Genomic DNA, 26,044 nt, shown 5'->3' with positions numbered 1-26,044 from the left:
CGTGTTCAGTTTCGCTCGAAGCATTGGGGCAGAATGAAATCATCGCAGACGCCTCCGATGTCCTGCACTCTCATATAGCCTTTCGATCTCAAACATGCGGCAACCGCATCGAACAGATGAGGATCGTTTGGCGAAACCTCTGCCTGGGTCACCGGAGCGGCATCCGGATTGGCGGAGGCCGTTCGGCTGGCTTCCTTCGTGCATTCGTCGATATCCTTTCGGCTGGCATTTTCGCTGGCTGCTCCGGTGAGGACCACAGAGGCAAGAGCTATCGCCAGCAAGCGCGGCTTCGAAAAGCGAGCGGTGCCCGATTCGAGCCACCGGCTTTCGCGCGTCGCCACCTCGCTTTCGATCAGGACCGGCAATTGCAAAAAAGCCTCGCATCAAAGGGGCTGCTCTGGTCAGGAATGCCAGCTTACGCCGTGAAACTCCTTGCTGACCAGCGTTCCTTTCTCGCCCCGAGCGATTGCCGCGATGTCCGCCAGCGCGCCGATGGCCGCCGTCCGCCCGGTTGCCTCAGCGAAATGGCAGGCCGCCTCGACTTTCGGGCCCATCGAGCCTGCGGGGAATTTGTAGGCGGAGATCGCTTCGGGACTGGCGCGATGGATTGCCTTTTGCTCCGGTGTTCCCCAGCCGGTGAAAACCGCCTCCGCGTCGGTCGCCATGACGAACAGGTCCGCGTCGAGTTCCCGCGCCAACAGCTCGGAACAGAAATCCTTGTCGATGACTGCCTCCACACCCATCAACTGTCGATCCTTGCCGGGCGCGTACATGGTCGGGATACCGCCGCCGCCGGCGCAGATCACCACCGTGCCGTGATCCAGCAGCCATCGGATGGGCCTTATCTCGAAAATCCGCTTCGGCGCCGGCGAAGGAACGACGCGCCGCCATTTCGGGCCGTCGAGCTTGAAGACCCAGCCCTTTTCCGTCTCGATCCTTTTTGCTTCGCCCTCGTCATAGACAGGCCCGACGAACTTCGTCGGGTTCTTGAAGCCTGGATCGTCGCCATCCACCTCGACCATGGTCAGCAAGGTGGCGAAAGGCACCTCGAAAGGTAGAAGATTGCCGAGTTCCTGCTCGATCATGTAGCCGATCATGCCCTCGGTCTCGGCGCCGAGCACGTCGAGCGGATAGGCTTCGTCCGGCTTGTACGAAGCGCCCTGAAGTGCCAGCAGGCCCACTTGAGGGCCGTTACCATGGCTGATGACGAGTTGATGGTCGGCGGCGATCGGCGCAATCGCTTCGGCGGCGGTGCGGATGTTGCGCCGCTGGACCTCCGCCGTCATCGGTTCGCCGCGCCGCAGCAGCGCATTGCCGCCCAGTGCGATGACGATGCGCATCTCAATCTCCGAGCGTGGCGACCAGCAGCGCCTTGATCGTGTGCAGCCGGTTCTCGGCCTGTTCGAACGCGACATTCGCCTCGGATTCGAACACGTCGTCGGTGACTTCGAGCCCGTTGCTCATCCCGTAGTCCTGGGCGATCTGTTTTCCGAGCGTCGTCTCCGTATCGTGGAATGCGGGCAGGCAATGCATGAACTTTACCTGGGAATTTCCGCTGGCCTTCATGAGGGCGGCGTTCACCTGGTACGGAGTGAGCAGCTTGATGCGCTCCTTCCACACTTCCTTCGGCTCGCCCATGGAGACCCAGACGTCCGTGTGGATGAAGTCCACGTCCTTGACCGCCGCCTTGACGTCCTCCGTCACGGTGAGGCGAGCACCAGACTTTTCCTTCAAATCGTTGGCGATGGTCATGTATTCCTCGGACGGCCAGAGCGACTTCGGCCCGGAAATCCGAACGTCCATCCCCATCAGGCAACCGACGATGAGGAGTGAGTGCCCCATGTTGGATCGCGTGTCGCCGACATAGGCATATTTGATCTGGGAGACAGGCTTGTCGCTGTACTCCCGCATCGTCATGACATCGGCCAGCATCTGCGTCGGGTGGTATTCGTCGGTAAGCCCGTTGTAGACGGGCACGCCGGCATAGCGGGCGAGTTCCTCGACGCCTTTTTGAGCCGATCCGCGATATTCTATGGCATCGAACATCCGGCCGAGAACGCGCGCGGTGTCCTTGAAGGATTCCTTGTGGCCGATCTGCGACCCGGCAGGATCGAGATAGGTCACGTGAGCGCCCTGGTCGTGGCAGGCGACCTCGAAGGCGCAGCGTGTGCGTGTCGATGTCTTTTCGAAGATCAGGCAAATCTCCTTGCCCTTCAGATGCTCCTGCTCGGTTCGTGCATATTTCGCGCGCTTGAGGTCGCGTGCCAGGTCGAGCAGATAGCGGAATTCCCTCGGCGTATAGTCCTGCACGGTCAGAAGCGAGCGATTGCGAAGGTTGAGGCTCATCAGTCCACTCCAATGAACAAGGTCGCGTGTTCAGTAGGCCGGGTCGCGTAGGATTGGGCAGGTCATGCAGTGTCCGCCGCCGCGCCCGCGTCCGAGTTCGGCGCCCCGTATCGTTATGACCTCGACGCCCGCTTTGCGGAGCAGCGTGTTCGTATGGGTGTTGCGATCGTAGGCGACGACGACGCCCGGTTCGATCGCGACGACGTTGTTGCCGTCGTCCCACTGTTCCCGTTCGGCCTCGTAGACGTTGCCGCCGGTTGATACCGTCCGCAGCTTGCCGATGCCGAGCGCTTCCTCCACCACCTGCAGCAGGTGCTTTTCCTCGCGGCGCACCTCGAAAGCTCCGCTCTGGTCAAGGGGGTAGATGCTGTAGCATCGGACCTGGTCGACCACGTCCCGGAACACGGTCACCAGATCGCGGTCGCAGAAGGTGAACACCGTGTCGAGGTGCATCGCGGCCCGGCTCTTTGGCATCAGGCAGCCGATGACGCGGGTGGCGCCACCCTGCTTGAAAAGCTCGCGTGCAACTTGGCCGACGGCTTGATGTGTCGTCCGCTCGCCGAGACCGACGAGGACGACGCCCTTTCCGATCGGCATAACGTCGCCGCCTTCCAACGAGGCGTGCGCAAATCCCTCGTCGGAATCTCCCCACCAGATCTTGAAGTTTCCGCCGCTGAAGGAAGGGTGGAACTTGTAGACGGCGCGCTGCAACAGCGTTTCGGGCTTGCGGGCCGGCCAATACATGGGATTGCAGGTCACGCCGCCGTAAATCCAGCAGGACGGGTCGCGTTGGAAAAGTGTGTTCGGGATCGGAGGCAGGATGAATTCGGCGTCGCCGAACGCCTCGGACATCATCCCCTTGCCGATGCTCTCGGGAAGATCGGCGACGGTTATGCCGCCGATCATCAGATCGGAGAGGTGTTTCGCATTTAGTTCGTCCAGCCACGGCCGCATGAAGGCGGCATTCTGGAAGCCCACGGAATCGGGCGTTATCAGCCGGTCGAGTACAAAGCTGCGGCCTTCCCCGACGTGAAAAGTTTCGGCCAGCAGATCGTGAAGTTCGAGCACCTCGACGCCGCGCTCCTGCATCTTCAGCGTGAAGTCGTAATGGTCCTTCTGCGCCTCATGCACCCAGATGACATCGTCGAAGAGCAGGGAGTGGCAATTTCCGGGAGTAAGCCGCTGATGTGCAAGCGAAGGCTTGCAGACCATGACGGTGCGCAGCTTGCCGACTTCCGAGTGCACGCCGAACTCTCGCATCAGTCTCCTCCTGACTTGCCGTCTACGAACATTGGATCACCGGATCGTCGCAACGAGTCCGAGATGCCGGGACGAACAGTGTCGAGCTTGATCGAACCCAGCAGCAGACCTCCCGAGACCTGCCGGCGTCGTGGCAACCTTCATCCAGCCCCAGGCCCTTGCGTTGCTCGCGAGAAGACTGTTCCGATTGCACCTCCGTCGCAGCAGATTTCTCTCGCTGTCAGACCAGCCTCCTCAAGCCCGGACGCAATGGACATTGCCGAACCGTGTGGGTCGGCAACGCCGGTCGCTACAATTGTACGGAGAGCGGCCTATTCATAGGCCGCGCAGGGTTAATTACTAGGCTTTACCTGTACCGATCCAGTCGAACGTACTTTACGGTGTGCAACCGTCAGCCGGGTCCGGCCCGATCACGCGCTCAACTTGAAGTTGATCTTAAGCGCTGCGGCCGTCTATCGACCCCGTCCGGCTCCTCCTGCCAGGCATCTGGTGGCACGGCCGGTGCGTATATTACCGTATCTTCGATTTGGCTTCGCAGGACTGTTGCAAAATACCGCAGTTGCCGTGGTAATCTGTAACATCGGAAACCCTGACCGGACCTATCGACATGGCTTCAGACAAATCGACCGACCCGAGCGCTCCTCCAGTATCCGCCGCGCAGCTTCGCCAGAAGCTGCTCGAAAAGGAGATGGAAAAGGTATCGCAGTACCGAAAGGAACAAGACGCCAAGCAGAAGGAACTCACCAAGTTCACGGACGAGTTCCTGAGCCACCAGGTGACCGAGGAGGAGATCGCCACCGTGCGGCGCCTCGTCATGAACGCGGTCGAGGCAGGCAAGCTCGAGGCGATGGTCTACAGCTTCCCGTCGGAACTCTGCACGGACAGCGGCCGCGCGATCAACAGCAACGATCCTGCCTGGCCGCAGACGTTGCAGGGCAAAGCCAAGGAGTTCTTCGACCGCTATCAAACCTTCGGCAAGCCGCAGGGATACAAACTCAAGGCAATGATCATCAATTTCCCGGGAGGCATGCCCGGCGATGTCGGCTTCTTCCTGAGCTGGGCTCCCGAAACGAAGTGACAGACGAATGAGCCCGCTCAGGGCGGGCTCATTCCTGCACCAAAATTACGCCAAAACATCCGGCACGAAGTTGCGTGGGGACGTATCCTCGACGTAGTCGTCAGGCCGCTTCTGCCGCTTGCCGAGCTTCGGCTCCTCGAATTTCGGCGGCTCGTAGGGCAGGGCCTTCAAAAGGTGCGTGATGCAGTTGATCCGCGCCTTCTTCTTGTCGTCAGATTGCACGATCCACCACGGCGCGTGAGGCGTGTTGGTGAGGCGGATCATTTCGTCATAGGCCTTCGAGTAATCCCACCAGCGTCGATAGGATTCGAGATCCATCGGGCTCAGCTTCCACTGGCGCAACGGGTCTTCTATGCGCCGGCGGAAACGTTTCTCCTGCTCGTCTTCGCTGACGGTCAGGAAATATTTCAGCAGCGTGATGCCCGACTCGACGATCGCAGCCTCGAATGCGGGGCATAGTTCCAGAAACCGTTGCGCCTGTTTGTCGGAACAAAAGCCCATCACACGTTCCACGCCAGGCCGGTTGTACCAGCTCCGGTCGAAGATCACGACCTCGCCGGCAGCCGGCAGGTGGCGGATGTAACGCTGCATATAGATTTGCGATTTCTCGCGGTCGGACGGGGCCGGCAGTGCGACGATCCGGAATATGCGAGGGCTGAGGCGCTCCGTGATGCGCCGGATAAGGCCACCCTTGCCGGCGGCGTCCCGCCCCTCGAAGATGATCACCACGCGCGCGCCGGTTGACTTGACCCATGCCTGCAGATGGGCGAGTTCGACCTGCAGGCGGGCAAGTTCCTTGGCGTATTTGCCGCTGGACTTTTCCTTTGCCGGTGCGTCGTCGCTGACGGCGGCAGCCTGTGCATCCGCCGGTTCGGCGTTTTTGTCCGCCAGTTCCTGGTCGGGCTTCTTGTTCTTTTTCTTGCTCATTTCTGCTCCCTCGCTGTGAAGCCGTGCTACGACGGCATTGGTGATCCCGATGTGCCACTGCCTCGCGCCTCGAAGGCACGAAAGGCATCGTCGAGGTCGTCGAAGATCATTTCGGGGCCGATGCTGGCCAGGACGCCGGCGCGTCCCAGCAATGCCCGGGCGTCGGCGTGCAACTCCGCCAAGCCAACGGCTATGCCCCGCTTGGCGAGATCGGCGGCGAAGTCGCCGAGCATGGTGGCGCCCGTGCTGTCGATTTGCGCGATTGCGCTGGCATCGAGCACGAACCATTTGGTGTCGGCGGCCAGCGTCTCGGCGATTTCGCGCAGCCGCTTCTCCACGTAGTCCGAATTGAAGAAAAGCAGGCTGCCTTGAACGATGGTGATGGCAAGGCCCGGAACGGCGCGGGCCGAAGGACTGCGATGCAGCTTGTAGAAGCCGTCGCGGCCCGGTATCCGGCCGAGCATGGCTTCGCGCGGAAACATCATCTGGCGCAGGATGTAGAGCAGCGTCGCGCCGATGGCGATCATAACTCCATAGAGCACGCCAAGGCCAATCGGCCCGAACAGCGCAAACAGCGCGAACACGAACTCAATCGGACTGATGCGCCAGATCTGCCGGAGCGCACTGAGATCGATCAGGCTGATGGCAGCGGAGACGAGAATTGCGCCAAGCGCCGGCACGGGCAGGATCCTCAAGGCGTCGCTGAGGAAGAGCAGGGTGGCGACCAGCGCCGCGGCCGCGACGATGCTCGCCATTTGCGAGCGTCCGCCCACATTGGCATTGATGGCGGTTCTGGAATCCGATGCCGTGACCGGGAACGTGCCGAACAGACCGGCCGCAACATTGGCGGCGCCGAAACCGACAAGCTCGCCGTCGGCGTCGACCCGGTAGCCGCCGCGCGCGCCGAAGCTGCGCGCCGTGACGATGCCAGCGCCGAAGCTCACCAGGAAGATGGCGGCCGATCCGGAAAGGATCAGATCGAACGGAAGTCCGTTAAGCGCCGGAAGATGCAGCGAGGGAAGGGCGGAGGGGACGTCGCCGACGACATCAATTCCATGCCCTTGAAAGTCGAACAAGAGCGACAGCAGCACGGAGATTACAACGACGATCACCGGGCCCGGAATGGGTGAGCGCAAGGCCGAAGAGGCCTGCAATAGGGCGAACATGGCCGCTGCAAGCAACAGGGAAGGCCAGTGGATCAGGTTTGCCTTCCGGGCAAGTTCGACCAGGGGCGAGATCAGCCCATCGGCATCGATAGGCACGCCGGTTACTCTCTTGATCTGTCCGATCATGATCGACAGCGAGATGCCGGCGAAGAAGCCGATCAGGATGGGCCGCGAGAGAAAGCTTGCGATGATGCCGAGGTGGAGTGCTCGGGCCAGCAGGCAGAAGGCACCGACGCACAGCGCCATGGTTGCCGCGACGGCGACGCGGTCGGCCTCCGGAGCGGCTGCCAGAACCGCCGCCATGGCTGCCGCCAGCACCGTCATCGTCGCGGCATCGGGTCCGACGATGAGTTGCCGGGAAGGCCCGAACAGCGCGTAGGCGACAAGCGGTGTGATGCTGGCATAGAGCCCTGTTTCCGGAGGCAGCCCCGCAATCGCCGGGTACGCTATCGCGCTCGGTAGGCCGACGGCGGCTATCGCCAGCCCGGCCGAGATGTCATGGCGCAGCCATGACATTTGATAACCCCGAAGCCCCTGGGCGAATGGCAAAGACTGGAGATTAAGCGTCATCTCCGGCACGCTGCCTTGTCAGTGACCGCTGAGAACGAGCGTCTGTATCGGGAGCAGGATTGCCTGGAGCCGAAGCAACAGGGCATGGACGAGCCCGACGGCGTCGACCAGGTGCAGATAGAGCCAGCGCCCGGTGCTGATGTTCGGGTCTGCGAGGGCATCGTGATTGTTCGTGTAGGCATTGGCAACACAACTGCTGCCCAGCGGAATGTCGTCAACCAAGCCGGGATAGAGAGGTTCGAGATAGACCGTAAGTGTCCCTGGCTGGCTAATCTGCGATATATCGACCAGTTGATCGGTTGGTCTAACCTGGCCGGATGCGATCACGTCCTGGATTTCGGTTACGACCATCGGAATGATTGTAAATGGCTTTGCTGCGCAAGTAGCCTCGGCAATCATCCCAACCTTCATGACCTGTGCTTCGATCTGCAAAAATCCTCCGATGAATCCCATCCGTCTATCTGAGGTCGGCACAAGAATGCCGGCGGAGCGGAGCACCGGGCTGACGATGTCACCAGCCCGCAGGGCGAACTGCTGAACGATCCCGGTTACGCCGGCGCGCACGACGGTCTTGTCCAACTCGACCTGGGCTTGCGCGAGCGCGGCCTCGGCACTGGCCTTTTGCGCCGGCAAGAGTGTTACGATCTCGGTTTGCAGGACCTCCTTGTTAGCCCTCGCTTCTCCGAGTCCGCCTTCACGTCCGTTGACAGCCACCTGAAGCCGTTCCAACTCGCGCTGGGTTACAACATTGGCGTTTCGCTTCATCAGCTCTGTCTTTGTATCGAGCTCGTCGACTGCTTGCCTATAGGCCGCCTCGGCCTGTGTTATCTGGGCATCGGCGGCAATGAGCTGCATCTTCGACACTTCAAGCTGCGCCTCTATCTCGGCGACCCGACGACGCGCAGTCTCTACCGCCGCTTCCTCTTGGGTGCTGTCGAGACGGAACAGCGGCTCTCCAGCCTTCACCTCTTGGTTGAGCTTGACATAGACCTCGGCGACGCGACCCGGCTTCTCCGTCAGGATCGTGACCGTGCGAAAGGCCGCCGTGACGTTGCTGCTTGCCGGATGAAAATAGAAGATGAGGGTGATCAGCGAGATGGTGAGGACGAGGCAAGCGGTGATCCCGTACCGCAATTCGTACCAGACGGTGTAGATCGTAATTTCTCGGCCAATCCGTTTGCCCTGAACGAGTCGGCGGAAAAGGAAGTCCGGAAAGATCGTCAGCAGCGAGCACAGAAACAACTCAACCATGTTTCACGCCTTTCCGTCGGAAACAATCGGTGTGGCAGTCTGCTCGCCGGTTGGAGGAACAGCGACATCAGCCTGCGCCGCCAAATCAGGCGATTGTTCCGGTTGATCGTAGCGGCTGGCAATGCGGTTCAGGGAATCCGCTATCGAAACCATTGGAGTTCTAAAGTCCGGGAACTGAACCATCGCCAGGAGCAATCCGGCGATCCAGAACAGATGGTTGTGGGTGAACAGGGAAATCAGGGCGAGCACGCCGATGATCTCGATCTGCGTCCGGTTCGCCCGGTGCGCCATGCGCTCGGGCAATGCGTGAAGCCGGAAATAGAAGGCGCCGAGAAGCACGACCATCACGATCAGGATAACGACCATGACGTTGAAAAGGATGTCGGGTTGGCCCGGCGCAGTCACAAAAGGAGGGAGGTGCTCGATAGCCACCGGGTGAATCTGATTGTCCATGGCACTGCTACCCGTTTTCCCCGCCGGAATCCCCGAACGTACCCTATAGACGGAAGGCGACGGCGGAATCGAGTGTGGCCGCGTAAATTACTGTAAGCCTTGAATTGTGCCCGCTATTGGCCTTCACCGTAGGGACCCCGGCGGCGCTGCTCGCCAAAGGTCTTGGTGACCACGGTTTTCGACATATCGCGCCCCGGCAGCCCGGCCTTGCGCAAGCCATCGACCACCATCCGGGCAAGATCCGGATGCAGACTGCGCTTTTCCAGATCCAGCAGGACGTGGTCACCATATTCCGGATCGATGGCCAAGATGCGCCTGACGGCGCGGGCCGCTTCCTCCTCGTATCCGAGTTTGGCGGCAGCCATGGCCACTGCGACCGGGCCGTAGACCACAAAGCTGCCCATCTTCCTGGCTTGCATCAGAGCTTCCTCGAACCGGCCATGCGCGTAGTGGAAGAGGAAGAGGCCGATCCTGTACCCGCCGGGCTGGGCGGGGTTGCGTGCATAGGAATCTTCGAGAAGCGGGACCGCCTTGTCCCACTTTCCCAGCATCGCGTATCTCTGTCCAAGATCGGCGGTTATCGCCGTATCGTTGGGATTGATTGCCCGAGCAGCTTCAAGGGAGGCTATGCTCGAGTCGAGATCGTAGATGAACCAATAAGCCAGCGACCGCGCATAGTGGCTCCAGCTTGAGTTCGGAGCCAGTTCGACCGCGCGGTCGGCCAGGGCGAGGGCACGGTCCAGCAGATCGGAATCCGGCGGAACCGTATCGCCGTGGAAACGGTACGTGTTAGAATAGACCAGCGACAGGCAGGCGAACGCATCGGCGTAGGTGGGTTCCCGCCTGATCGTGAGTTCCAGGCACCTGCGGACCTCGGCCAACAGCTTGGGATCGAATGTTCGCCAATACTGGTGAAAATGGAGAACGCAGCCATAGCTGCCGAGCTGCTCAGGCGGCGAGCCCTCGCTGTCCTTGGCGCGGTCGCTGCTTATTATCCCGTAGGGCTGGGCCAGTATTTGAACGATACGGTTCGCCACGTCGTTGCGCAGCGAGAATATCTCGCTCGGGTTCATGGATCGCTCGAAGCTGTCGGCCCAGATCGTTCGACCGCTGCGCTGTTCGGCGAGGACGATATCCACCCAGAACCGCTCACGAGTGATCGCCGCGCCGCCCCGCAGCACATAGGCGGCCTTCAGCGCTTCGGATCCTTCGGTTTGGGTTCCCGCCTCAGGGCCAAATATCCGCAGCCCCGTAAAACGGCTCAGTCCGACCACCAGCAATCTGGTCAATCCGGTTACGAAGTGCGGGAATGCTGAATGATCGCCTTCCTCCGTGAAAGCCTCCACGAATATCGAAGGCCAGCTGTCCACGATCGGCCGCCTGTCTTCCTGAGGCAGCGCAGCGACCGAGAGGTCTTCGTTCATCTCCACGAAAATGGGAACGTAGGAACCCTTGGGTACGTGGATTTGTATGTTCTCGCCTCGCCCGCTTGTCAGATAGTAGTGTTCCAACGACCGGCGCAACCGGCCCGCGACGATACGTACGATGGAGTCGACCTGCGAATCGAAGCTGTCGTCGCGTCCGAATACCGAGGTCGCGATGTTGTAGCCCTTGATGCGCGAGGGCCGCCCCTGCAGCGTCTCTTCGACGACGTAGGTCAGAAAATTGCGCAGCCTGTCGGTGGCGTCAAAATCCGGAGACGCCAATATCCTCGCGAGAGCTTCGCGCACCATTTGCGGCGAAGGCTCGTGCTTCCTATCCCCCCAACCGACCTCCCTATCGGTCATGTTCGGTCTCGCAAGCAAGCGGGCGGCGATTCAAGCGTGCCGCCATTCTGGTTTTGTTCGACACTATAGCGGAACGATTCGGATCTTGAAACAGCTTCAATAACCTATTCGAAACAGTGATTAACATCTGTGACGGCTCGGAGTGCGCTAACGTAAGGGCAGGAGCGCGGGAGGCGGCAATATGGCTGGCCGGAATGCGGCACGCCTTGATCTTACGCAAATCATCGCCCGCTTCCCCGGCGATGGCGCGCTGATTCGCCGCCTGATACTCAAGGACGAGACATTTCGCGGGATCTGCGAGGAATACATGCTCGCGCGCGCCAGCCTGTCGTGGTTCGAAGCGCTTCCGAATGGCGCGAACAGGATGGAGGTCGCGGACTTTCGCGCTCTCATCCCAAGCCTCGAGGTCGAGATTGAACAATTCCTGCGGAAATCGCGGCAATCGTTGTGACAGGACTAAGATCCGCCAGCTGCGAAGCGGCGGCGCCTCCCGACGCATTCGCAGATGGCAGCGGGCTCTTCAAACACAATTGCCTCGATTTCGCGCTGCACGGGCCTCGGACGAAGCAAGGCGGTTAGATGGAATTCGGCCCCTTCAAGATTTTTCTGATGCTTTTCCTTGTGCTGGGTCCGATCAAGATATTGGTCCCCTTCCGGGATCTGACGCAGCGCCTTGATGGCACAATGCGCCGGCGGATTGCCCGCCGAGCCATCCTGTTCTCGGCGGCGGCCCTGCTCGTCGCAGGGCTCCTTGGGCGCACCATGCTCGAGAATTTCGGGATTTCCCTGCCCGTGCTCGCCCTGACCGGAGGCACGATCCTGTTCCTGGTAGCCTTGCAGACGGTGATGCAGGGCGGGACGCCGTCCCGCATATATCGGGATGACGCGTTCGAGCAGAACATCGGCCTTGCGCTGATGCCGGTTGCGTACCCTATCATCGTCACGCCTCAAGGCGTCGCGGCTGTGATCGTCTTCGCAACGCTCGCCGACGGCCAATTGCAGGACAGTATATTGGTAATCGGTATCGTACTGCTCATCCTCGTCCTGGATTGGGTTTCGATGCTGTTCGCCGCTAAGATCCTGAAATGGGCGGGCACGACCCTGCAGATTTTCGGGGTTGTTCTCGGCGTGACGCAGGTAGCGCTCGGCCTACAGATCATCCTCCACAATCTGAGCCTCATTGGCGTTTTTGCCGAACGCGCTCACTGACGCCGCATCGTTGCCGGATATGGCGGGCGCCGGGTTGACTGTAAGTTACCTCTGTCCAACGCCATGTTGCGATAGTGTGCAGAAGGCCAAACCATTCAACCGTGGCGCCGAGACGATGCTTCCGATCACAAACTTCCTGGCACGGGCCATAGAGCCGTTTTGATGTCGCGACGAGGCAGCGCGACCACGGAAACGGCTCAGGATGCATCCGGCGGACTTGGACTTGCCGCATGCACGGCCCTCGTCGTCGGCAACATGATCGGATCGGGCATATTCCTGCTTCCCGCATCGCTGGCGGCCTTCGGGCCTATATCGCTGGCCGGATGGGTGGTGACATCGCTCGGCGCGCTGGTGCTCGCGATCATTTTCGGCAGGCTGTCGCGGATCGTGACCAAGACCGGCGGCCCCTACGCCTATACCGAAGCGGGTTACGGTGAATTCGCCGGGTTCATCATCGCCTGGGGTTATTGGATCGCGCTCTGGACCGGCAATGCAGCGGTCGCGGTCGCGCTGGCCGGATATGTTGGATATCTGGTTCCGGCGATCAGGGACTCGAACACCTCCAGTCTGCTGGTTGCGCTGGCGGCCATCTGGATACTCACACTGGTTAATGTCCGCGGCGTGGCCGGCGCTGGTCTTGTCCAGATTGCCACAACCGTATTGAAGCTGGTTCCGCTGGGGTTGATCGGGACGGTGGGTTTCTTCTGGGTCGATCCGGCGAACTTTTCACCGCTCAACACCAGCGGACAATCCAATCTTGCGGCCATCTCGGCAGCCGCGGCGCTGACCCTGTGGGCTTATCTCGGCCTTGAGTCCGCAACGGTCCCTTCTGGGTCGGTCATCGATCCCGACAAGACCATTCCCCGGGCGACAATCGGAGGCGTGCTGATCGCGGCGGCGCTCTACATCGCGGTCACGACCGTCGCCATTGGCGTGGTGCCTTCCGCGAGACTGGCCACCTCGTCCGCGCCGCTGGCCGAAGTTTCGCGCCAGATGTGGGGAGAGATCGGAGGCGTATTGGTCGCCGTCGGCGCCATCGTCTCCACTTTCGGCACGCTCAACGGATTTACCCTGCTGACCGGGCAGGTGCCTTACGGCGCGGCTCTCGACCGCGTCTTTCCGGAACGCATGGGGCATCTCTGCCGCTTCGGCACACCGGCGAATGCGCTGATCTTCTCGAATGCGCTGGCCTCGTTGCTTGTCATCATGAACTTCGCGCATGGCCTCGTCGGCGCCTTCAATACGATCATCCTGCTCGCGGTCATGTCGAGCCTGTTGCCTTACGCGCTCTGTTCGCTCGCTGAATTGATGATAGCGCTGCGGACGGGTCGATTCAGCCCCCGTCCCGGCACGCTAAAGGTCGCCGTTCTTGGGTTCGTCGGCTTTGTCTACGCGGTCTGGGCGGTCTATGGAGCGGGTGCCGAAACAGTCTTCCTCGGATTCCTGCTCATCCTTGCCGGCGTCCCCGTCCATGTCGCGATCAAGTGGCGATATTCACGACTTCAAAGGGAATGAGCCGGCGACGAGCGTCATCAGGGAATGTCTCTGGGAAGCGGCTGGCGCGATGCGGAGGTTGAAGGACACCAAAAAGGGCATGGCGATCCCAAATTTCGGACGTGTCGATTGAGCCTCGCGGCGGGCATCGCCGCTCTCGTTATTTGCGTCATAAGCCACAAAGCGGGGAATCGAATCGGCCGATTTTTTGCAGATTTCGTACAAGCCTTTGATATCATTAATGCCGGAGATTTTTCCGATCGTTTCCCGTCCCCGCCTCTTCCGGCTCGCTTATGCTTTCCGCCATCACTCTCGCGGGAAACCTGGTGCGCACCGGGTATCAGGGGAGAGCGACGGCGCCGGGATGGCCGCGTAACGGTGCGCGGCCTGGCGAGAGCCTTTACGCCCGGGCCCCAGATCGCGACGACGCGCCCCGGATCGAGTGGGCGGTATCAGCGGTCGGGCAAGCACGCCGGCGGGGCGCGAGGTTCGCGCCACGTCTATAAACTTTGAGAGGCTCGGCTTCGCGCCCCGCTTCCCACCCTCGACCAATGGCCAGACTGCAAAGGCAGGGCGTGGCGACGATGAAGTGCGCCGGGTTTGCAGCCACGGATTTACAATGACCGCCGATCATGTCGTCACGCTCTATCGCGTCTCGCGGGCTCCATACGGAGCAGGCCCGCAAGACATTATCCGCGGCCTATTTGCCCGTCATCCAGTCCCGGACCTCCGAGAAGCTCGTGTCGAAGGAAATCGTCGCGACGACGCGGGAGTCGCAACCGTCCGCGAAGCCGCTGCGGGCGACGCATTCGTTGTCCGACAGATCCGTGCCCCAGTAGCGCAGATCCAAAGTGACGGCCTTCCAGTTGTAGGAGAGGCCCGCTGTCCAGGCGAACTGCTCGAAAGCGTCGGGGTCTTCGAAGAACTGGTATCCGATGCCGCCATAGATCGAGAAGTCGTGGGGCAACGGCACTCTGACGCCGGCTGCGACCCATGTGGCTGTGTTTCCGCTCTGGTTGTAGTCCGGTGCGAAGAACACGCGGCCGCCGACCGTGAGCTTGTCATCAAAATTATAGTCGGCCTTGGCGAAGATTTCGCCGTAGTCCGGACTGACGTGTTCGGGCGAATAGAAATAATGGACATAGCCGACGTCCAGGGAAAGCTGGCCGAACTGGGGCCTGATGCCTGCCGCGACGTCGATCTCCGCGCCCTCGAATCCTTCGCCGTAGTCGACATTGGAAGCCCAGACGTTCACATAGGCGGTGCCGAGATTGGGCAGTTCGATATACGGCTCGACATAGCCTTGGACTGCCGGCGAGCTGTTGTTGTTGGTTATGCCGCGCGAGACATAGTCGGTCGTCAGCGAGATTCCAAAGGCGATGTCGAAGGGAACACCGGGCGTGGTCGCGAGCGGGGCGTATTCCTCGCCGGGCGCGATATCCTGCTCCGCGGCCGAGGCGGACGTCGCCCCCTGGCTTCCGAAGAGTGCAAGTATAGCGAGAAAGACGGCTGTCTTATACACGCCAGGCGACAGATGGAACAAAATCTGTGTCATGAATCGTCCCCTTCGAATCATGTTGACGCAACTACAATACCAAAGATCCGACCGTGATTGCCGCAAAGGTGATTCAATGCCGAGCAAAGCTTCAAGTTCCTACTCCGGCAGGGCGCTCTGGCGGATAAAGGTGACGATCCTGTCGTCGGGCGCGCCGAACCACTTGGTGTAGAGTTCCCGAAAGTCCGTGGACGGAAAGAACTCGCTCAACGCGCGATCCACCACCAGCCTGAAATCGTCGTCGTTCCGCGCCATCGCCAGGGCGACAGGCTCGGACGTGAACAGCCGGTCGAGGATGATCAGGTCGTCAGGCGACGGGCTGCCCGCGGCGGCTTCGATCAGAGTAGGACGTTCTCCGAAGAAGACGTTCGACGTGCCATCCAGCACGCTCGACACCCCTGCCTTGTAGTCGGCAACGGGAACAACGGTGGCTGTGAGTTGGAAATGCTGGAGCCGCTCCGAAAGCCAGGTCTCTCCCGCGGTGTCCTTGACCACCGAGAATGTCTTGCCGGTCACGATCTGGGCCGGCGAGCCGCGCCAGATAGGGCCTGAAGCCGGTCGCCCGGCAAGCACATCCTGCAACGCCTTCGACGAGTCGGCCCGCAGCATTGCCGCGATGCCGCCGGGATAGATGGGAATGGAGAAAGAAGCCTGCTTCCGGCTGTCCAGCGTCACGGAAGAGCTTGCGCACAGCAGGTCGATCTTGCCCTGTTCGAGCGCCGTGAAGTGCTCACCGAGTGCTATCGGCGCCCACTCGACGCCTAACTCGGCCATGCCCAGTGCAGCCTTGATCTGTTCGGCCACCTTGCCGCACAGGGCAACCGAATAACCGGCCGGCTCGCTGCTTCCTTCCGCGAAAGAAAATGGGCGTGCGTCCGCCCAGTAGCCAAAGGTCACTTTGCCTGCCTGGCGGATCCTGTCGAGGGCCGCCGCTTGCGCGGACGTGGCTCCGAGAAGCGTCGATGCGAGCGCCAGCCCGGCGGCGAGGGAGGCCAGGACCCGATACCGGCGGGGAATGTTCCATTCGTTGGACATGACCGATCTCCTCTCGACGCCTACTCTGCGGCAAGTCCGGACGCTGCGGGCGCGAACCTGCCCGCAGCCTGGGTCTTGGCCGAGAAACGGGGAGCGATGAAACCCCAGATGATGAAGGTGATGGCTGTCACCAGCATGCCGCCCATGACGGCCGAGTGGCCGGAAGCATAGAGCGCGTAGGTGCTGTAGAGCATCGCCACCAGGGTGATGGCCACGTTGAAACTATATTTTGCGCCGCTCACGCCAGCCGACTTCATCATGATGATCAGTGCCGACAGAGAGATGATGTAAGGTATCACGTTGGTCACGACCGCGAGATTGACCAGGGCGGAAAATTGCTCGCTCAGGGTGGGCGATATCGTCATCAGCGCCAAAGCTGTCTGGACGACGCCGAGCACGATCATTCCTGTCACCGGCGCGCCCATGCTGTTCACCTTGGTAAAGAAGGCGGGAAACATGCGCTCATCCGCTGCCGCCTTGCCGGTCATGGCGATCGTAAACTGCCAACCGAGCAGCGAACCGAGGCAGGCGAGGATGGCGAGCGCCATGATGATCGATCCAACGAACGGGCTGAACATCTGCGCATAGGCCAGCGCAAACGGCCCTGTCGATTTGGCCAGGTCGGCATTCGGCACTATCCCCTGAATGACGGTCGTCGACAGAATGTAGATGACCGCGGCGCCGAGCGTGCCGAACAGACATGCAAGAGGCACGTCGCGTTTCGGATTCTCGACCGCCGCGGAATTCTGAGCGGCGGATTCCATCCCAAGAAAAGCCCAGAGCGTCAGCGCGATGCTGGATCCCATGCCCTCTGCGATCGACAGCCCGTTCGGATTCCAAGCTTGAGCGAATGTCGCCGAGCTGAACCAGAACCAACCGATGATGGAGATGCCGGCAACCGGGATGATCACGCCCCAGACAGTGATGGCGCCGATGCGACCCGTGATGCTCGGGCCGCCGAAGTTCGCGAAGGTTGTCAGCCAGAGCAGGGCAATCAGTCCGATGCAGGTCGCCATGGGCGTGGACGACAGCCAGGGGAAGAAGCCGGCAAGATAGCCGACGGCCGAGATGCCGATTGCCACGTTGCCTATCGCCAGCGACAGGAAATACAGCAGGAAGACGAGGAAGTAGCCCGGCTTTCCGTAGGCATCTTCCGCATAGGCCGACATGCCGCCCGGCCGCTGGTTGAAGAGACCGGCCTGGGCGAAGCCGTAGGCGATCGCCATCGATCCGAGCGCGGTGACGATCCAGGACAAAAGCGATATCGCGCCGACCTTGGCCATGTTGGTCGGCAGCATGATGATGCCCGATCCCATCATGTTGACCGCGACGATGAAGGTCAGCTGGATCAGGTTCATGCGTTTGGGCTGTTCAGCCATAGCCAGTCCTCCCCAGTGTCTCGCCCCGGCCGGTCACTCTCGGACCACGTAGGTGTGGAACTTGATGCGGCCGTCGATCTTCTCCTGGAAGACGCCCTGCACCTCGTAGTTGAAGCCCGGGAACCGGTTGAACGATTCCTCGAAGGCATGGAAATAATCCAGCATCGGCTGGGCGCGTTCGTCCCAGCGCTCGCCGGGCACGATCACGCCGATGCCGGGCGGGTATATCAGCGCAAGCGTGGCCGACACGCGCTCCCTGATGTCATCCAGGGAGACATAGTCCACGTCGTTGGCCACCAGCGCCGCGTAGGCATCCTCGGGCGACATGGCGAGTTCCGGGAAACTCGATGCGCGGAAGCATCGCCGCTGCAGGTCCTTGATGTTGGCGGAGCGGTAGAAGTCGTGCATCTCGTTGCAGATCTGGCGGATCGTGTACCCTGCATAGCGTGCGCTATTGGCCGCGCAGACGGTTGGCAGCACGTCCGCCAGTGGGGCGTCGCGATCCCAGAGATTCTTGAAACGGACGAGCTTTGCGATCAGCGTGTTGAGCTTGCTCTCGTCTTCCGCGGGCGTCATCAGGAACAGCACGCTGTTGAGGTCGCATTTCTCGGCCACCACCCGCTGCTCACGCAGGTAGTTGGCGACTACGGTCGCGGGCACGCCGAAGCCCAGATAGTCGCCGGTTTCGCGGTCGATGCCCGGTGTCAGCAAGGCCAGCTTGTTGGGGTCGACCATCGCGTAACCGTCGACGTAACCCGCATAGCCATGCCAGCGCGCCTGCGGATGGAAATTCCAGCATTGCTGCTCGCGCTTGAGAACGTCGGTGGGCAGGCTTTCCCAGGGAGCGTCGGTGACGTCTTGCGTAAACTCGGAATTGCGGATCGTGACCTTGTCGGGCACGAACGGGTCGAAGAACCACTTCTCCTGTTCGTCCCGGCCGTTCTCGCGATAGTACTGGCCGAATTCGCGGAACTTCTTGCGGCATTCGATGCCCAGCGCGATGCACCGGTCCCAGAGCATCTCGCCGGCCTTGCCTTCGTGGATTTTGGCGTTGACCTCGATGGAGGCGAACAGCGGATAGAACGGCGATGTCGAGGCGTTCATCAGGAACGACTCGTTGAACCGCTTGTGCTCAACATAGCGGCGCTGGCCTCGGATGTGGTCGTCCCGCTTGTGGATTTGCGACGCCTGCGAGAAACCGGCGCCCTGCTTGTGTACGGATTGGGTGGAGAACAGTCCGGCCATCTGCGGACCGGGCGCTTCCAGCCGCATCGGGCTGTGGTCTTCGAACAGCGGATGGAAAGCGTTGTAGCCGATCCACGCCTCGTCCCAGAGCACGTAGTCGCAGAGGTGGCCGATCTTCTCCAAGACCTTGCGGACGTTGTAGACGGTGCCGTCATAGGTCGCGAGCTGGATGCAGGCCAGCCGGAACGGCCGCTCCGCGTCGGCACGCGCCTTGTCCTTGAGCAGGGGATTGGCGCGAATCTGGTCGCGCAGATAGGTCTCGTCCCAGGCATCCCAGTCGACCGCGCCGATCATGCCGAAGGCGTTGCGCGCCGTCGGCAGGAAGACCGGTATGGCGCCGGCCTGGACCAGAGCGCCCTGGTGCAGGGATTTGTGGTTGTTGCGGTCGAACAGGACCAGGTCGCCGCGCTTCAGTACGGCGTTCGCCACGATCTTGTTGGAGGTGCTCGTGCCGTTGAGCACGAAGTAGGTCTTGTCGGCGCCGAACACTTTTGCCGCGTAGCGCTGCGCCTCGACCGCCGGACCCTCGTGGATGAGCAGATCGCCGAGGTCGACATCGGCGTTGCACAGGTCGTTGCGGAAAATGCTCTCGCCAAAATGCTTGAAGAAGAGCTGGCCGGATGGAGATTTCCGGTAGAACTGCCCGCCCTGGTGACCGGGACAGTCGAAGGCGATGTTGGCTTCGCCGTCATACGCCATCAGCCCGCCGAAGAACGGCGGCAGCAGGGTCCGCCCGTACATCATCAGGCTGGCGATCACCTTCTTGGCGTAGAAGGCCGGCGTCTGCTGGCCGAGATAGATGTAGCCGTCGACCTGGCCGGTAAGGTCGAGGACAGCCATGTCTGAAAGTTTTCGCGAATCCGCCAGCGCCCACAGCGGTGTCTGGAACCCGATGCCGCGCACGGCGAGCGCCAGGTCGCGCGCACTCTGCAGGCGGTCCCCATCGACCAGGGCGATGTAAGCGCCGACCTCCGAATCCTCGGAAACGTCACGCTCGAAATTATCGCTGATCTCGATCTCAAAATTTTCGGCGGCGATGTGGTCCAGCAGTTCCCGCGTCTGCGGGTTCTTCTCGTCGACGATGGCGACGATCTTCAACAGATGGTTGAACGGTATGGCGACCGTCGGAGCTTTCACGTCGCGAGGGATCATCGCCGCGCGCCCTCTTTAACGCAGTCGATCAGGTAGCGGCGTCCGTTCGGCGTATGCTCGAAGCGCAGGCCATGGATGTCCGTCTCGAAACCCGGGAATTTCTTGTCGAAGTCCCGCGCGTAGATCAGGTAGTCGTGGATGGATTTCGTCGCCGCCGTGATCCGCTCGCCGGGCATGATCAGCGGGATGCCGGGCGGGTAGGGGACGACCATCACGCCCAGCGTGCGGCCCATCAGGTGGTCGATCTCGACGCTCTCGACGTTGCCACGCACCAGGCACTCGTAGGCGTCGGCCGGCCGCATCGCCATCTCGGGCAGGGTCGTGTACATGTCCCGCTGCGCCTTGGGCAGATTGTCCTCGCGATAGGTGCGATGCACCAGGTCGCACAGATCCTTGAGGCCCATCCTCGCATAGGCATCGGGATGAGCCTCCGCCAGGGATGGCAGCACGTTCTTCAGCGGGGCATTGGCGTCATAGAGGTCCTTGAAGTTCAGCAGTTCGGTGACGAGCGTGCTCCATTTGCCCTTTGTGATGCCCATCGAGAACAGGACGAGGAACGAATAAAGCCCGGTCTTCTCGATCTCGATCCGCCGCGAAGACAGGAATTTCACCACGACCGCCGCGGGAATCCCGAAATCCTGCATGTCGCCATTGGCGGAGAGGCCGGGGCTGAGGATCGTCACCTTGATGGGATCGACCAGAACATGGTTTTCGGCCAGCCCCTCGAAGCCGTGCCACCGTTCGCCGGGCTTCAGGATCCATTCGGATTTGATTTCGGCGGGCCGCTCAGCGATCGCATCGGGCTGCCAGACGTCAAACCACCACGAATCCTTGATCTGCTTTTTGACGGCCGACATGGCGCGGCGGAAGCTCAGCGCCTCCTCGATCGTCTCCTGCACCAGGGCGCGGCCGGCCGGCTGCTCCATCATCGCGGCCGCCACGTCGCAGGAAGCGATGATGCCGTATTGCGGCGAGGTCGACGTATGCATCATGAAGGCGTCGTTGAAGCGTGCCATGTCCAGCCGCTTGGTCTCGCCATGCTGCACATGGATCATCGACGCCTGCGACAGGGCCGCCAGCAGCTTGTGCGTCGAATGCGTGGTGAAGGTTATCGCCTTCTCCGAACGGGCCGGATTGCCGGACGAAATGCCGTGATAACCGTCGTAGAATTCATGGAAGTTGGCGTAGGCGTACCAGGCTTCGTCGAAGTGCAGGATTTCGACCGCATCGCCGATCGACTGTTTTATGGCATCGATGTTGTAGCAGAGGCCATCATAGGTCGAGTTGGTCATCACCATGAGGCGGACTTTTCCGTTCGTCTCCTTGGCGAATTTGCTTTGAGCGATCTTCTTTTCGATCGACTCGCGCGTGAACTGGTCCCGCGAGATCGGGCCGATGATGCCGAGGCCGTTGCGCGAAGGGATCAGGTAGATCGGCGTCGCGCCGGTCATGATCAGCGAATGCAGGATCGACTTGTGGCAGTTGCGATCGCAGAGCACGAGATCGCCGCGCGCCACCGTTCCGTGCCAGACGATCTTGTTGGCGGTCGAGGTGCCGCCGACCACGAACAGCGTCTCGTCGGCGCCGAAGATACGCGCGGCGTTGCGTTCTCCCTCGGCGATCGGCCCGGTATGGTCGAGCAGCGAACCCAGCGAACCCACCGACACGGATATGTCGGAACGCAGCGTGTTCTCGCCGAAGAATTCGTAGAAAAGCTGGCCCACCGGGCTCTTGCGGAACGCCACGCCGCCGCCATGGCCCGGTGTATGCCAGGAGTAGCTCGCCTGGAGCGTGTACTCCATCAGCGCCTTGAACATCGGCGGCGGCAGCCGGTCCAGATAGAGTTCGGCAGCGCGCACGATGACGCGCGCCATGAACTCCGAGGAATCCTCGAACAGGCGCATGAAGGCGTTGGCGTGTTTCAGCACGCTCGCCGGCACCATCTCGGCAGTCATCTCGTCGCCGAACAGGAAGATGGGCAGGCGGTCGTTGCGGCTTCTCTTTGCCGCAAGCACCTCCTCGAGGACCTGCCATTTCGTCGCCGTGTCCTCGGAACCGTCGACGGACACCAGCCAGCAGGATTCGTTGTTGAATATCTTGGCGAGGCGCTGTGCGTCCTTGTAGGTGACGCCGCCCACCACGCGAAATCCCTCTTTTTCTATCGCGGCGGCGAGCTGCTGCATGCCGCGCCCTGCGGCGTTCTTTCCCTCATAGTCCTCGTCGATGATGGCGATTGGGAATGCCTGGACTTCCCGCATCCATTCCTCCGCTTTGTGCCCGGCTCGTGTGGCCAGGCTTCATCTTGTTGTCGCGCCTGTCGCATGCCGCTGGGCAAGGCGCGAATAGTTTAGCGCCTAAGGTCGCGCCGGTTGCGGCAGGCATCAAGCCGATAGCGTGTTAGTTACAGTTAATGGTCGGTCTAGAGACGGGCCGGAAATACTTGATTGGCCAAGGAAACACGGCCGTGGAAGCAGTTATCGGCAAATTCAGTCCGGAAATGATGCGCCGGCTAATTATCGCTTGCGCCGGTGTTGCCGGCTACCTGTCGTCGCAGCAGGAAACGTCGGTCTCGGGTCGACCCGCACCAATCTCCGATCGAATAGCCATCAGGATTTTTGGAACGTCCTGATTGGTATCGGACCTACGGCAAGGTCCAATTACAACTGGTCAGGTGGAACGCCCGAATGCCTCCGCTGCCAGACGAACACTGGAATGCCGAGCAGCAGCAACACCAGCCCATAGAGCACCGGTTCGGCGCCGCATCCGTAAAGCGTGAACATCGCGAAGACGAAGGCGATGATTTCCACCACTGTCACCCGGGGTACCCGCGCTGCGTTGCCGACCCGCGCCGAGACGAGACCGCTCGCCAGTGCGCAGAAGGCATAAGGGATAACCGCCGCCATGGTGCTCAGCCCGACGACGAGGCTGTAGAATGCCGAAAAACCTCCCGAGCCCGAAGCCTGAAGGAGAACCAGCACGGTTGCCAATATCGCCGAAACGACAATCCCCGTGGCGGGAACACCTCTGGAAGAAAGTGTGCCGAACAAAGGCGGAAACAGTCCGTCGCGCGCCGCCGCCATCGGCACCTGCCCCATGAGCAGCGTCCAGCCGTTGAGTGCCCCGATCGAGGACAGGACGACGGCGATGGAAACTGCGATCTCGCCGCCGCGGCCCCACATCACATTGGCGGCGTCTGAGAACGGCGCAACGGACCCGATGAGTTGCTCGCGCGGCAGAAGTCCCATCACAACGATGGTTCCGAGCACATAAAGGCCCGCCGCGATGCCGATTCCCAGCACGGTGGAGCGGGGAATGGTCCGTTCCGGGTCGCTGACGTCGCCGGCCGGCACAGTGGCCGATTCCAGGCCGAGATAGGCGAACATGGTCAGCGGAGCGAGCGTGGCGCATGCCTGCCAGAGCGGCACGCCGCTGGGGTTGAAATCGGCGAAGTGCGAGGTGTCGATATAAAACAACCCAAGGATCGCTATGGCGCCGAAGGGCACCAACTTGGCGTAGGTCGTCACCTGCGCGAAATGGCCGGCCGTTCCGACACCCCTGAGGTTGACGAGCACGACCAGCCATATTGCGCCAAGCGTAAGCATCACGGCCATGCCGCGTCCCCGAAGCGCCGGGAACAGATCGATGACCACGCCGGCAAACGCGACCGCGATGACCGGCAATGAAGCCCAGATCGATATCCAATACCCCCAGGCGATGAGAAAGCCGGGGAAATCGCCATAGGCGAGGCGTGTATAGGCATAAGGACCGCCAGTCGCCGGCGCGAGCCGCGCCAGTTTCGCGAAAGTGAGGCCAAGGCAGATCGCGCCTGCTCCCATGACGATCCACACCAGGATCGCGAGATTGCCGTATGGGGCGACCGCGGCCGGCGACAGATAGAAGCCGGAGCCGACCATGTTGCCGACCACGATGGCCGTGCAGGCCGCTATTCCCAGGCTCTTGGCATTGTTTCCTGCAGCCATGGTCCCCTCCGTCCCTGCCTGCGCGCAGTGGCTGCCCCTGCCAACCGTCGATTGATGATAGTATAGTTTCGCCGGGAAAACATTCGAGAAATGAAATGCTCAACGAACAGCGCCTGCTTCGCATTTCGATCTCCGCGACCGTTGTTGTTGCCACGTTCGGCATTGTGCTGGGGTTGCTATCCGGCTCGTTCTCCATCGCCTTCGACGGTGTCTATTCGCTCGGCGATGCCGGCATGACGGCGCTGGCCCTCTGGATTTCCAGCTTGATCGTCAGGTCGGCGCAGCACGAGAAGCCATATGGAAAGCTTCACGGTCGTTTTACGATGGGCTTCTGGCATCTGGAGCCGATCGTCCTTCTGCTCAACGGCACCTTGCTGATCGCCGTCGCGGTCTACGCGCTGATCAATGCCGTCTCCAATATATTGGAAGGAGGGCATGAGCTTCGGTTCGACTACGCCATCATCTACGCGGCGATCACGGTGGTCATATGCCTTGCGATGGCATGGCTGGAGGCGCGGGCGAACCGTCGGCTGCAATCCGATTTCATCGCCCTGGACGTCAGGGCCTGGATCATGTCGGGAGGCATCACGCTCGCCCTGCTGATTGCCTTCGTCACCGGTTATGCCGTCAAGGGAACGCCACTGGACTGGATCACCCCCTACGTGGACCCGGTCGCCCTGGCGCTTGTATGCGTGGTCATTATCCCCTTGCCGATCGGTACGGTGCGGCAGGCACTCTCCGATATCCTGCTGATCGCTCCCACGGAACTCAAGATCCACGTCGACCAGGTGGCGGCCGAAACCATCGAGCGGCACGGCTTCCTTTCGCACCGGGCCTATGTGGCGCGGGTCGGGCGCGCGATCCAGATCGAGATCTACTTCATCGTTCCGCGGGGACAGCACCCCAAGGCCATCGACGAGTGGGATCGCATCCGTGACGAGGTGGGCCGGGCGATCGGAGAGGAGGGGCACGACCGCTGGCTGACCATCGCCTTCACGGGAAATGTCGCCTGGGCCGAATGAACCCGCCCCAGCAAGCCGAGGCAGGTTAGCCGGAAAAATCTCTCAACCGCCCAGCGCCATCGCTACGGCGACGAGAGCAATGCCGACGGCAACCATGGAGAAGCCGACCTGCCACGGCCTTCCGACATGGCGGCCGAAGGCGAAGCCGGTCAGGAAGAGCAGACTTACCGCCACGGCGTTGGAGACGCGCAATGCGAGAGCGATATCCGGGATAAGCAGGAAAGGAATGGCAACCGGCACCACGGATAAAAAGACGAGCAGGAACACGCCAAGCGCGGCAAGCCAGTCGTCCCGCCCGATCCGTGGCGCCAGGCTCTCCGGCGGCAATGTGCCGAGATGAAGCCGTATCCGCTCGAGGTCGTTTTGCGTCAGCGCGGGCAGAATGGCCGGTGGAAGGCGCTCCGCGATGATCAGGCGGGCGGCGGCGGGAGTGGTGGCCGCACGGACGGCCCGGACGGCGGAAGCGGCCAGCCCATGCTCGGCGCGAACGCCCATCAAATACATGACGGCGTCGATCAAGCCCCAGGCCAGGTTGCAGCCGAGGGCGCCAAGCAACACGGTCTGCACGTCGACCTTGCCCACACCGGCGGCGCCGAGCGAAAGCGTAAAGGTCAGGACCATGATCAGGCCAAACAGAATCTCGCTTGCACGGGCCGCGGGATCAAGCACGCGACGAAGCGCGGCTACCCTCGGCTCGTCCGGGACGATTGGCTGGTCTGGGGTCATTTGCGCGATGCGTTTACAGGCAACAGGAAGACGATGAGGGCAAACATGCCATGGATGGTAGGGATGGCATAGGCCACCTGCGTCGTCACCGACGAACCGGTCGGAGCGGCAACCGTTCGTCGTCAAGTTTCGCTTCCATGGACCGGAGAGCGTCATCGTAATCGCACTCGGCCAGAAACGTGACAAGGGCCTCCTCGGGCGTGAGATCGCTCAAGACAATAGCAACGGCACGATAAAAGACTCCCTAAGGGCGGCGCCCGGCGCCGTGCCGACCTGAGGTCGAACCGGTCCTGCGCGGCAGCAGCGAATACAGCTTTCATTTTTGCGCGGCTCCAAGGAGAGCGCCAAGCGGCTCCGACTTCGAGCCGTTTCGGAACTACCCCAAACGGAGAGGCCTTGTCCGCCCAAC

The 26,044-nt window shown here is 61.4% G+C and carries 21 protein-coding genes; 5 read left to right on the top strand and 16 right to left on the bottom strand.

What is annotated here, in order from left to right:
* Positions 1-5: 5 nt before the first annotated feature.
* The 4 genes from ABMA59_RS19455 to ABMA59_RS19440 are packed head-to-tail and all read right to left on the bottom strand — an operon-like array spanning position 6 to position 3,606.
* Complete coding sequence (locus tag ABMA59_RS19455) at positions 6-341, bottom strand: hypothetical protein (protein ID WP_349007035.1); 336 nt, start codon at positions 339-341, stop codon at positions 6-8.
* Between the two features lie 60 nt (positions 342-401).
* Complete coding sequence (gene arcC / locus ABMA59_RS19450; RefSeq protein ID WP_349007034.1) at positions 402-1,340, bottom strand: carbamate kinase; 939 nt, start codon at positions 1,338-1,340, stop codon at positions 402-404.
* A 1-nt stretch (position 1,341) separates the two neighbouring features.
* On the bottom strand, positions 1,342-2,346 hold the full coding sequence (locus ABMA59_RS19445; protein WP_349007033.1) for an ornithine carbamoyltransferase: 1,005 nt from the start codon (positions 2,344-2,346) through the stop codon (positions 1,342-1,344).
* A gap of 30 nt (positions 2,347-2,376) precedes the next feature.
* Positions 2,377-3,606 (bottom strand): arginine deiminase, encoded by a 1,230-nt coding sequence (locus tag ABMA59_RS19440; RefSeq protein ID WP_349007032.1) that lies wholly within the window; start codon positions 3,604-3,606, stop codon positions 2,377-2,379.
* Between the two features lie 607 nt (positions 3,607-4,213).
* Between ABMA59_RS19440 and ABMA59_RS19435 the strand changes: the two genes are divergently transcribed.
* A complete protein-coding gene (locus ABMA59_RS19435; RefSeq protein ID WP_349007031.1) occupies positions 4,214-4,684 on the top strand; it encodes a histidine kinase in 471 nt (156 codons plus the stop codon).
* A 45-nt stretch (positions 4,685-4,729) separates the two neighbouring features.
* Here the strand turns inward: ABMA59_RS19435 and ppk2 are convergent, their stop codons facing one another.
* The 5 genes from ppk2 to ABMA59_RS19410 form a co-directional block, all read right to left on the bottom strand.
* Positions 4,730-5,611, bottom strand: coding sequence for a polyphosphate kinase 2 (ppk2, locus tag ABMA59_RS19430; RefSeq protein ID WP_349007030.1), 882 nt, complete (start codon positions 5,609-5,611; stop codon positions 4,730-4,732).
* Between the two features lie 26 nt (positions 5,612-5,637).
* Positions 5,638-7,347, bottom strand: a complete 1,710-nt coding sequence (locus tag ABMA59_RS19425) for a SulP family inorganic anion transporter (RefSeq protein WP_425475947.1) — start codon at positions 7,345-7,347, stop codon at positions 5,638-5,640.
* Positions 7,348-7,365: 18 nt separating this feature from the next.
* Complete coding sequence (locus tag ABMA59_RS19420; protein WP_349007028.1) at positions 7,366-8,598, bottom strand: HlyD family secretion protein; 1,233 nt, start codon at positions 8,596-8,598, stop codon at positions 7,366-7,368.
* Positions 8,599-8,601: 3 nt separating this feature from the next.
* Positions 8,602-9,051, bottom strand: coding sequence for a hypothetical protein (locus tag ABMA59_RS19415; RefSeq protein WP_349007027.1), 450 nt, complete (start codon positions 9,049-9,051; stop codon positions 8,602-8,604).
* Between the two features lie 113 nt (positions 9,052-9,164).
* Complete coding sequence (locus ABMA59_RS19410) at positions 9,165-10,838, bottom strand: tetratricopeptide repeat protein (protein ID WP_349007026.1); 1,674 nt, start codon at positions 10,836-10,838, stop codon at positions 9,165-9,167.
* Positions 10,839-11,019: 181 nt separating this feature from the next.
* Here ABMA59_RS19410 and ABMA59_RS19405 point away from each other — a divergent pair, with 181 nt between their 5' ends.
* The 3 genes from ABMA59_RS19405 to ABMA59_RS19395 all read left to right on the top strand — a co-directional run bounded on the left by ABMA59_RS19405 (position 11,020) and on the right by ABMA59_RS19395 (position 13,562).
* Positions 11,020-11,289: a hypothetical protein gene (locus ABMA59_RS19405; RefSeq protein ID WP_349007025.1), complete on the top strand. Its 270-nt coding sequence runs from the start codon at positions 11,020-11,022 to the stop codon at positions 11,287-11,289.
* 128 nt (positions 11,290-11,417) lie between these two features.
* Positions 11,418-12,047, top strand: coding sequence for a MarC family protein (locus tag ABMA59_RS19400; protein WP_349007024.1), 630 nt, complete (start codon positions 11,418-11,420; stop codon positions 12,045-12,047).
* Between the two features lie 162 nt (positions 12,048-12,209).
* Positions 12,210-13,562, top strand: a complete 1,353-nt coding sequence (locus ABMA59_RS19395) for an amino acid permease (protein ID WP_349007023.1) — start codon at positions 12,210-12,212, stop codon at positions 13,560-13,562.
* A gap of 679 nt (positions 13,563-14,241) precedes the next feature.
* Here the strand turns inward: ABMA59_RS19395 and ABMA59_RS19390 are convergent.
* The 6 genes from ABMA59_RS19390 to ABMA59_RS19365 form a co-directional block, all read right to left on the bottom strand.
* Positions 14,242-15,096 carry a TorF family putative porin gene (locus ABMA59_RS19390; RefSeq protein WP_349007022.1) on the bottom strand — a complete coding sequence of 285 codons (855 nt, stop codon included), beginning with the start codon at positions 15,094-15,096 and terminating at the stop codon, positions 14,242-14,244.
* Positions 15,097-15,195: 99 nt separating this feature from the next.
* A complete protein-coding gene (locus tag ABMA59_RS19385; protein WP_349007021.1) occupies positions 15,196-16,131 on the bottom strand; it encodes an amino acid ABC transporter substrate-binding protein in 936 nt (311 codons plus the stop codon).
* 20 nt (positions 16,132-16,151) lie between these two features.
* Positions 16,152-17,510, bottom strand: a complete 1,359-nt coding sequence (gene potE, locus ABMA59_RS19380; RefSeq protein WP_349007020.1) for a putrescine-ornithine antiporter — start codon at positions 17,508-17,510, stop codon at positions 16,152-16,154.
* Between the two features lie 33 nt (positions 17,511-17,543).
* Positions 17,544-19,907: an ornithine decarboxylase gene (gene speC, locus ABMA59_RS19375; protein WP_349007019.1), complete on the bottom strand. Its 2,364-nt coding sequence runs from the start codon at positions 19,905-19,907 to the stop codon at positions 17,544-17,546.
* The gene (locus ABMA59_RS19370; protein ID WP_349007018.1) at positions 19,904-22,165 is read right to left on the bottom strand and encodes an Orn/Lys/Arg family decarboxylase; all 2,262 of its coding nucleotides are present in this window, start codon (positions 22,163-22,165) and stop codon (positions 19,904-19,906) included. The genes speC and ABMA59_RS19370 overlap by 4 nt, the downstream gene beginning before the upstream one ends.
* Positions 22,166-22,564: 399 nt before the next feature.
* Positions 22,565-23,887 carry an amino acid permease gene (locus ABMA59_RS19365; protein WP_349007017.1) on the bottom strand — a complete coding sequence of 441 codons (1,323 nt, stop codon included), beginning with the start codon at positions 23,885-23,887 and terminating at the stop codon, positions 22,565-22,567.
* 95 nt (positions 23,888-23,982) lie between these two features.
* Here ABMA59_RS19365 and ABMA59_RS19360 point away from each other — a divergent pair, with 95 nt between their 5' ends.
* Positions 23,983-24,909 carry a cation diffusion facilitator family transporter gene (locus tag ABMA59_RS19360; RefSeq protein WP_349007016.1) on the top strand — a complete coding sequence of 309 codons (927 nt, stop codon included), beginning with the start codon at positions 23,983-23,985 and terminating at the stop codon, positions 24,907-24,909.
* A 42-nt stretch (positions 24,910-24,951) separates the two neighbouring features.
* Here the strand turns inward: ABMA59_RS19360 and ABMA59_RS19355 are convergent, their stop codons facing one another.
* Positions 24,952-25,635 (bottom strand): VIT family protein, encoded by a 684-nt coding sequence (locus tag ABMA59_RS19355; RefSeq protein ID WP_349007015.1) that lies wholly within the window; start codon positions 25,633-25,635, stop codon positions 24,952-24,954.
* Positions 25,636-26,044: the final 409 nt, after the last annotated feature.

The organism is Mesorhizobium yinganensis, from assembly GCF_040081985.1.
Taxonomy (GTDB): Bacteria; Pseudomonadota; Alphaproteobacteria; order Rhizobiales; family Rhizobiaceae; genus Kumtagia; species Kumtagia yinganensis.
Note: the sequence above shows the minus strand (reverse complement) of the source record. Positions and strands in the feature narration are given on the sequence as shown.

Coding starts and splice junctions, on each gene's coding strand:
- ABMA59_RS19445 (WP_349007033.1), bottom strand. CDS start 2,346: ATGAGCCTCAACCTTCGCAATCGCTCGCTTCTGACCGTGCAGGACTAT.
- ABMA59_RS19400 (WP_349007024.1), top strand. CDS start 11,418: ATGGAATTCGGCCCCTTCAAGATTTTTCTGATGCTTTTCCTTGTGCTG.
- ABMA59_RS19370 (WP_349007018.1), bottom strand. CDS start 22,165: ATGCGGGAAGTCCAGGCATTCCCAATCGCCATCATCGACGAGGACTAT.
- ABMA59_RS19435 (WP_349007031.1), top strand. CDS start 4,214: ATGGCTTCAGACAAATCGACCGACCCGAGCGCTCCTCCAGTATCCGCC.
- speC (WP_349007019.1), bottom strand. CDS start 19,907: ATGATCCCTCGCGACGTGAAAGCTCCGACGGTCGCCATACCGTTCAAC.
- ABMA59_RS19440 (WP_349007032.1), bottom strand. CDS start 3,606: ATGCGAGAGTTCGGCGTGCACTCGGAAGTCGGCAAGCTGCGCACCGTC.
- ABMA59_RS19390 (WP_349007022.1), bottom strand. CDS start 15,096: ATGACACAGATTTTGTTCCATCTGTCGCCTGGCGTGTATAAGACAGCC.
- ABMA59_RS19420 (WP_349007028.1), bottom strand. CDS start 8,598: ATGGTTGAGTTGTTTCTGTGCTCGCTGCTGACGATCTTTCCGGACTTC.
- ABMA59_RS19415 (WP_349007027.1), bottom strand. CDS start 9,051: ATGGACAATCAGATTCACCCGGTGGCTATCGAGCACCTCCCTCCTTTT.
- ABMA59_RS19355 (WP_349007015.1), bottom strand. CDS start 25,635: ATGACCCCAGACCAGCCAATCGTCCCGGACGAGCCGAGGGTAGCCGCG.
- ABMA59_RS19395 (WP_349007023.1), top strand. CDS start 12,210: ATGTCGCGACGAGGCAGCGCGACCACGGAAACGGCTCAGGATGCATCC.
- ABMA59_RS19385 (WP_349007021.1), bottom strand. CDS start 16,131: ATGTCCAACGAATGGAACATTCCCCGCCGGTATCGGGTCCTGGCCTCC.
- ABMA59_RS19365 (WP_349007017.1), bottom strand. CDS start 23,887: ATGGCTGCAGGAAACAATGCCAAGAGCCTGGGAATAGCGGCCTGCACG.
- ABMA59_RS19405 (WP_349007025.1), top strand. CDS start 11,020: ATGGCTGGCCGGAATGCGGCACGCCTTGATCTTACGCAAATCATCGCC.
- ppk2 (WP_349007030.1), bottom strand. CDS start 5,611: ATGAGCAAGAAAAAGAACAAGAAGCCCGACCAGGAACTGGCGGACAAA.
- arcC (WP_349007034.1), bottom strand. CDS start 1,340: ATGCGCATCGTCATCGCACTGGGCGGCAATGCGCTGCTGCGGCGCGGC.
- ABMA59_RS19425 (WP_425475947.1), bottom strand. CDS start 7,347: ATGACGCTTAATCTCCAGTCTTTGCCATTCGCCCAGGGGCTTCGGGGT.
- potE (WP_349007020.1), bottom strand. CDS start 17,510: ATGGCTGAACAGCCCAAACGCATGAACCTGATCCAGCTGACCTTCATC.
- ABMA59_RS19410 (WP_349007026.1), bottom strand. CDS start 10,838: ATGACCGATAGGGAGGTCGGTTGGGGGGATAGGAAGCACGAGCCTTCG.
- ABMA59_RS19360 (WP_349007016.1), top strand. CDS start 23,983: ATGCTCAACGAACAGCGCCTGCTTCGCATTTCGATCTCCGCGACCGTT.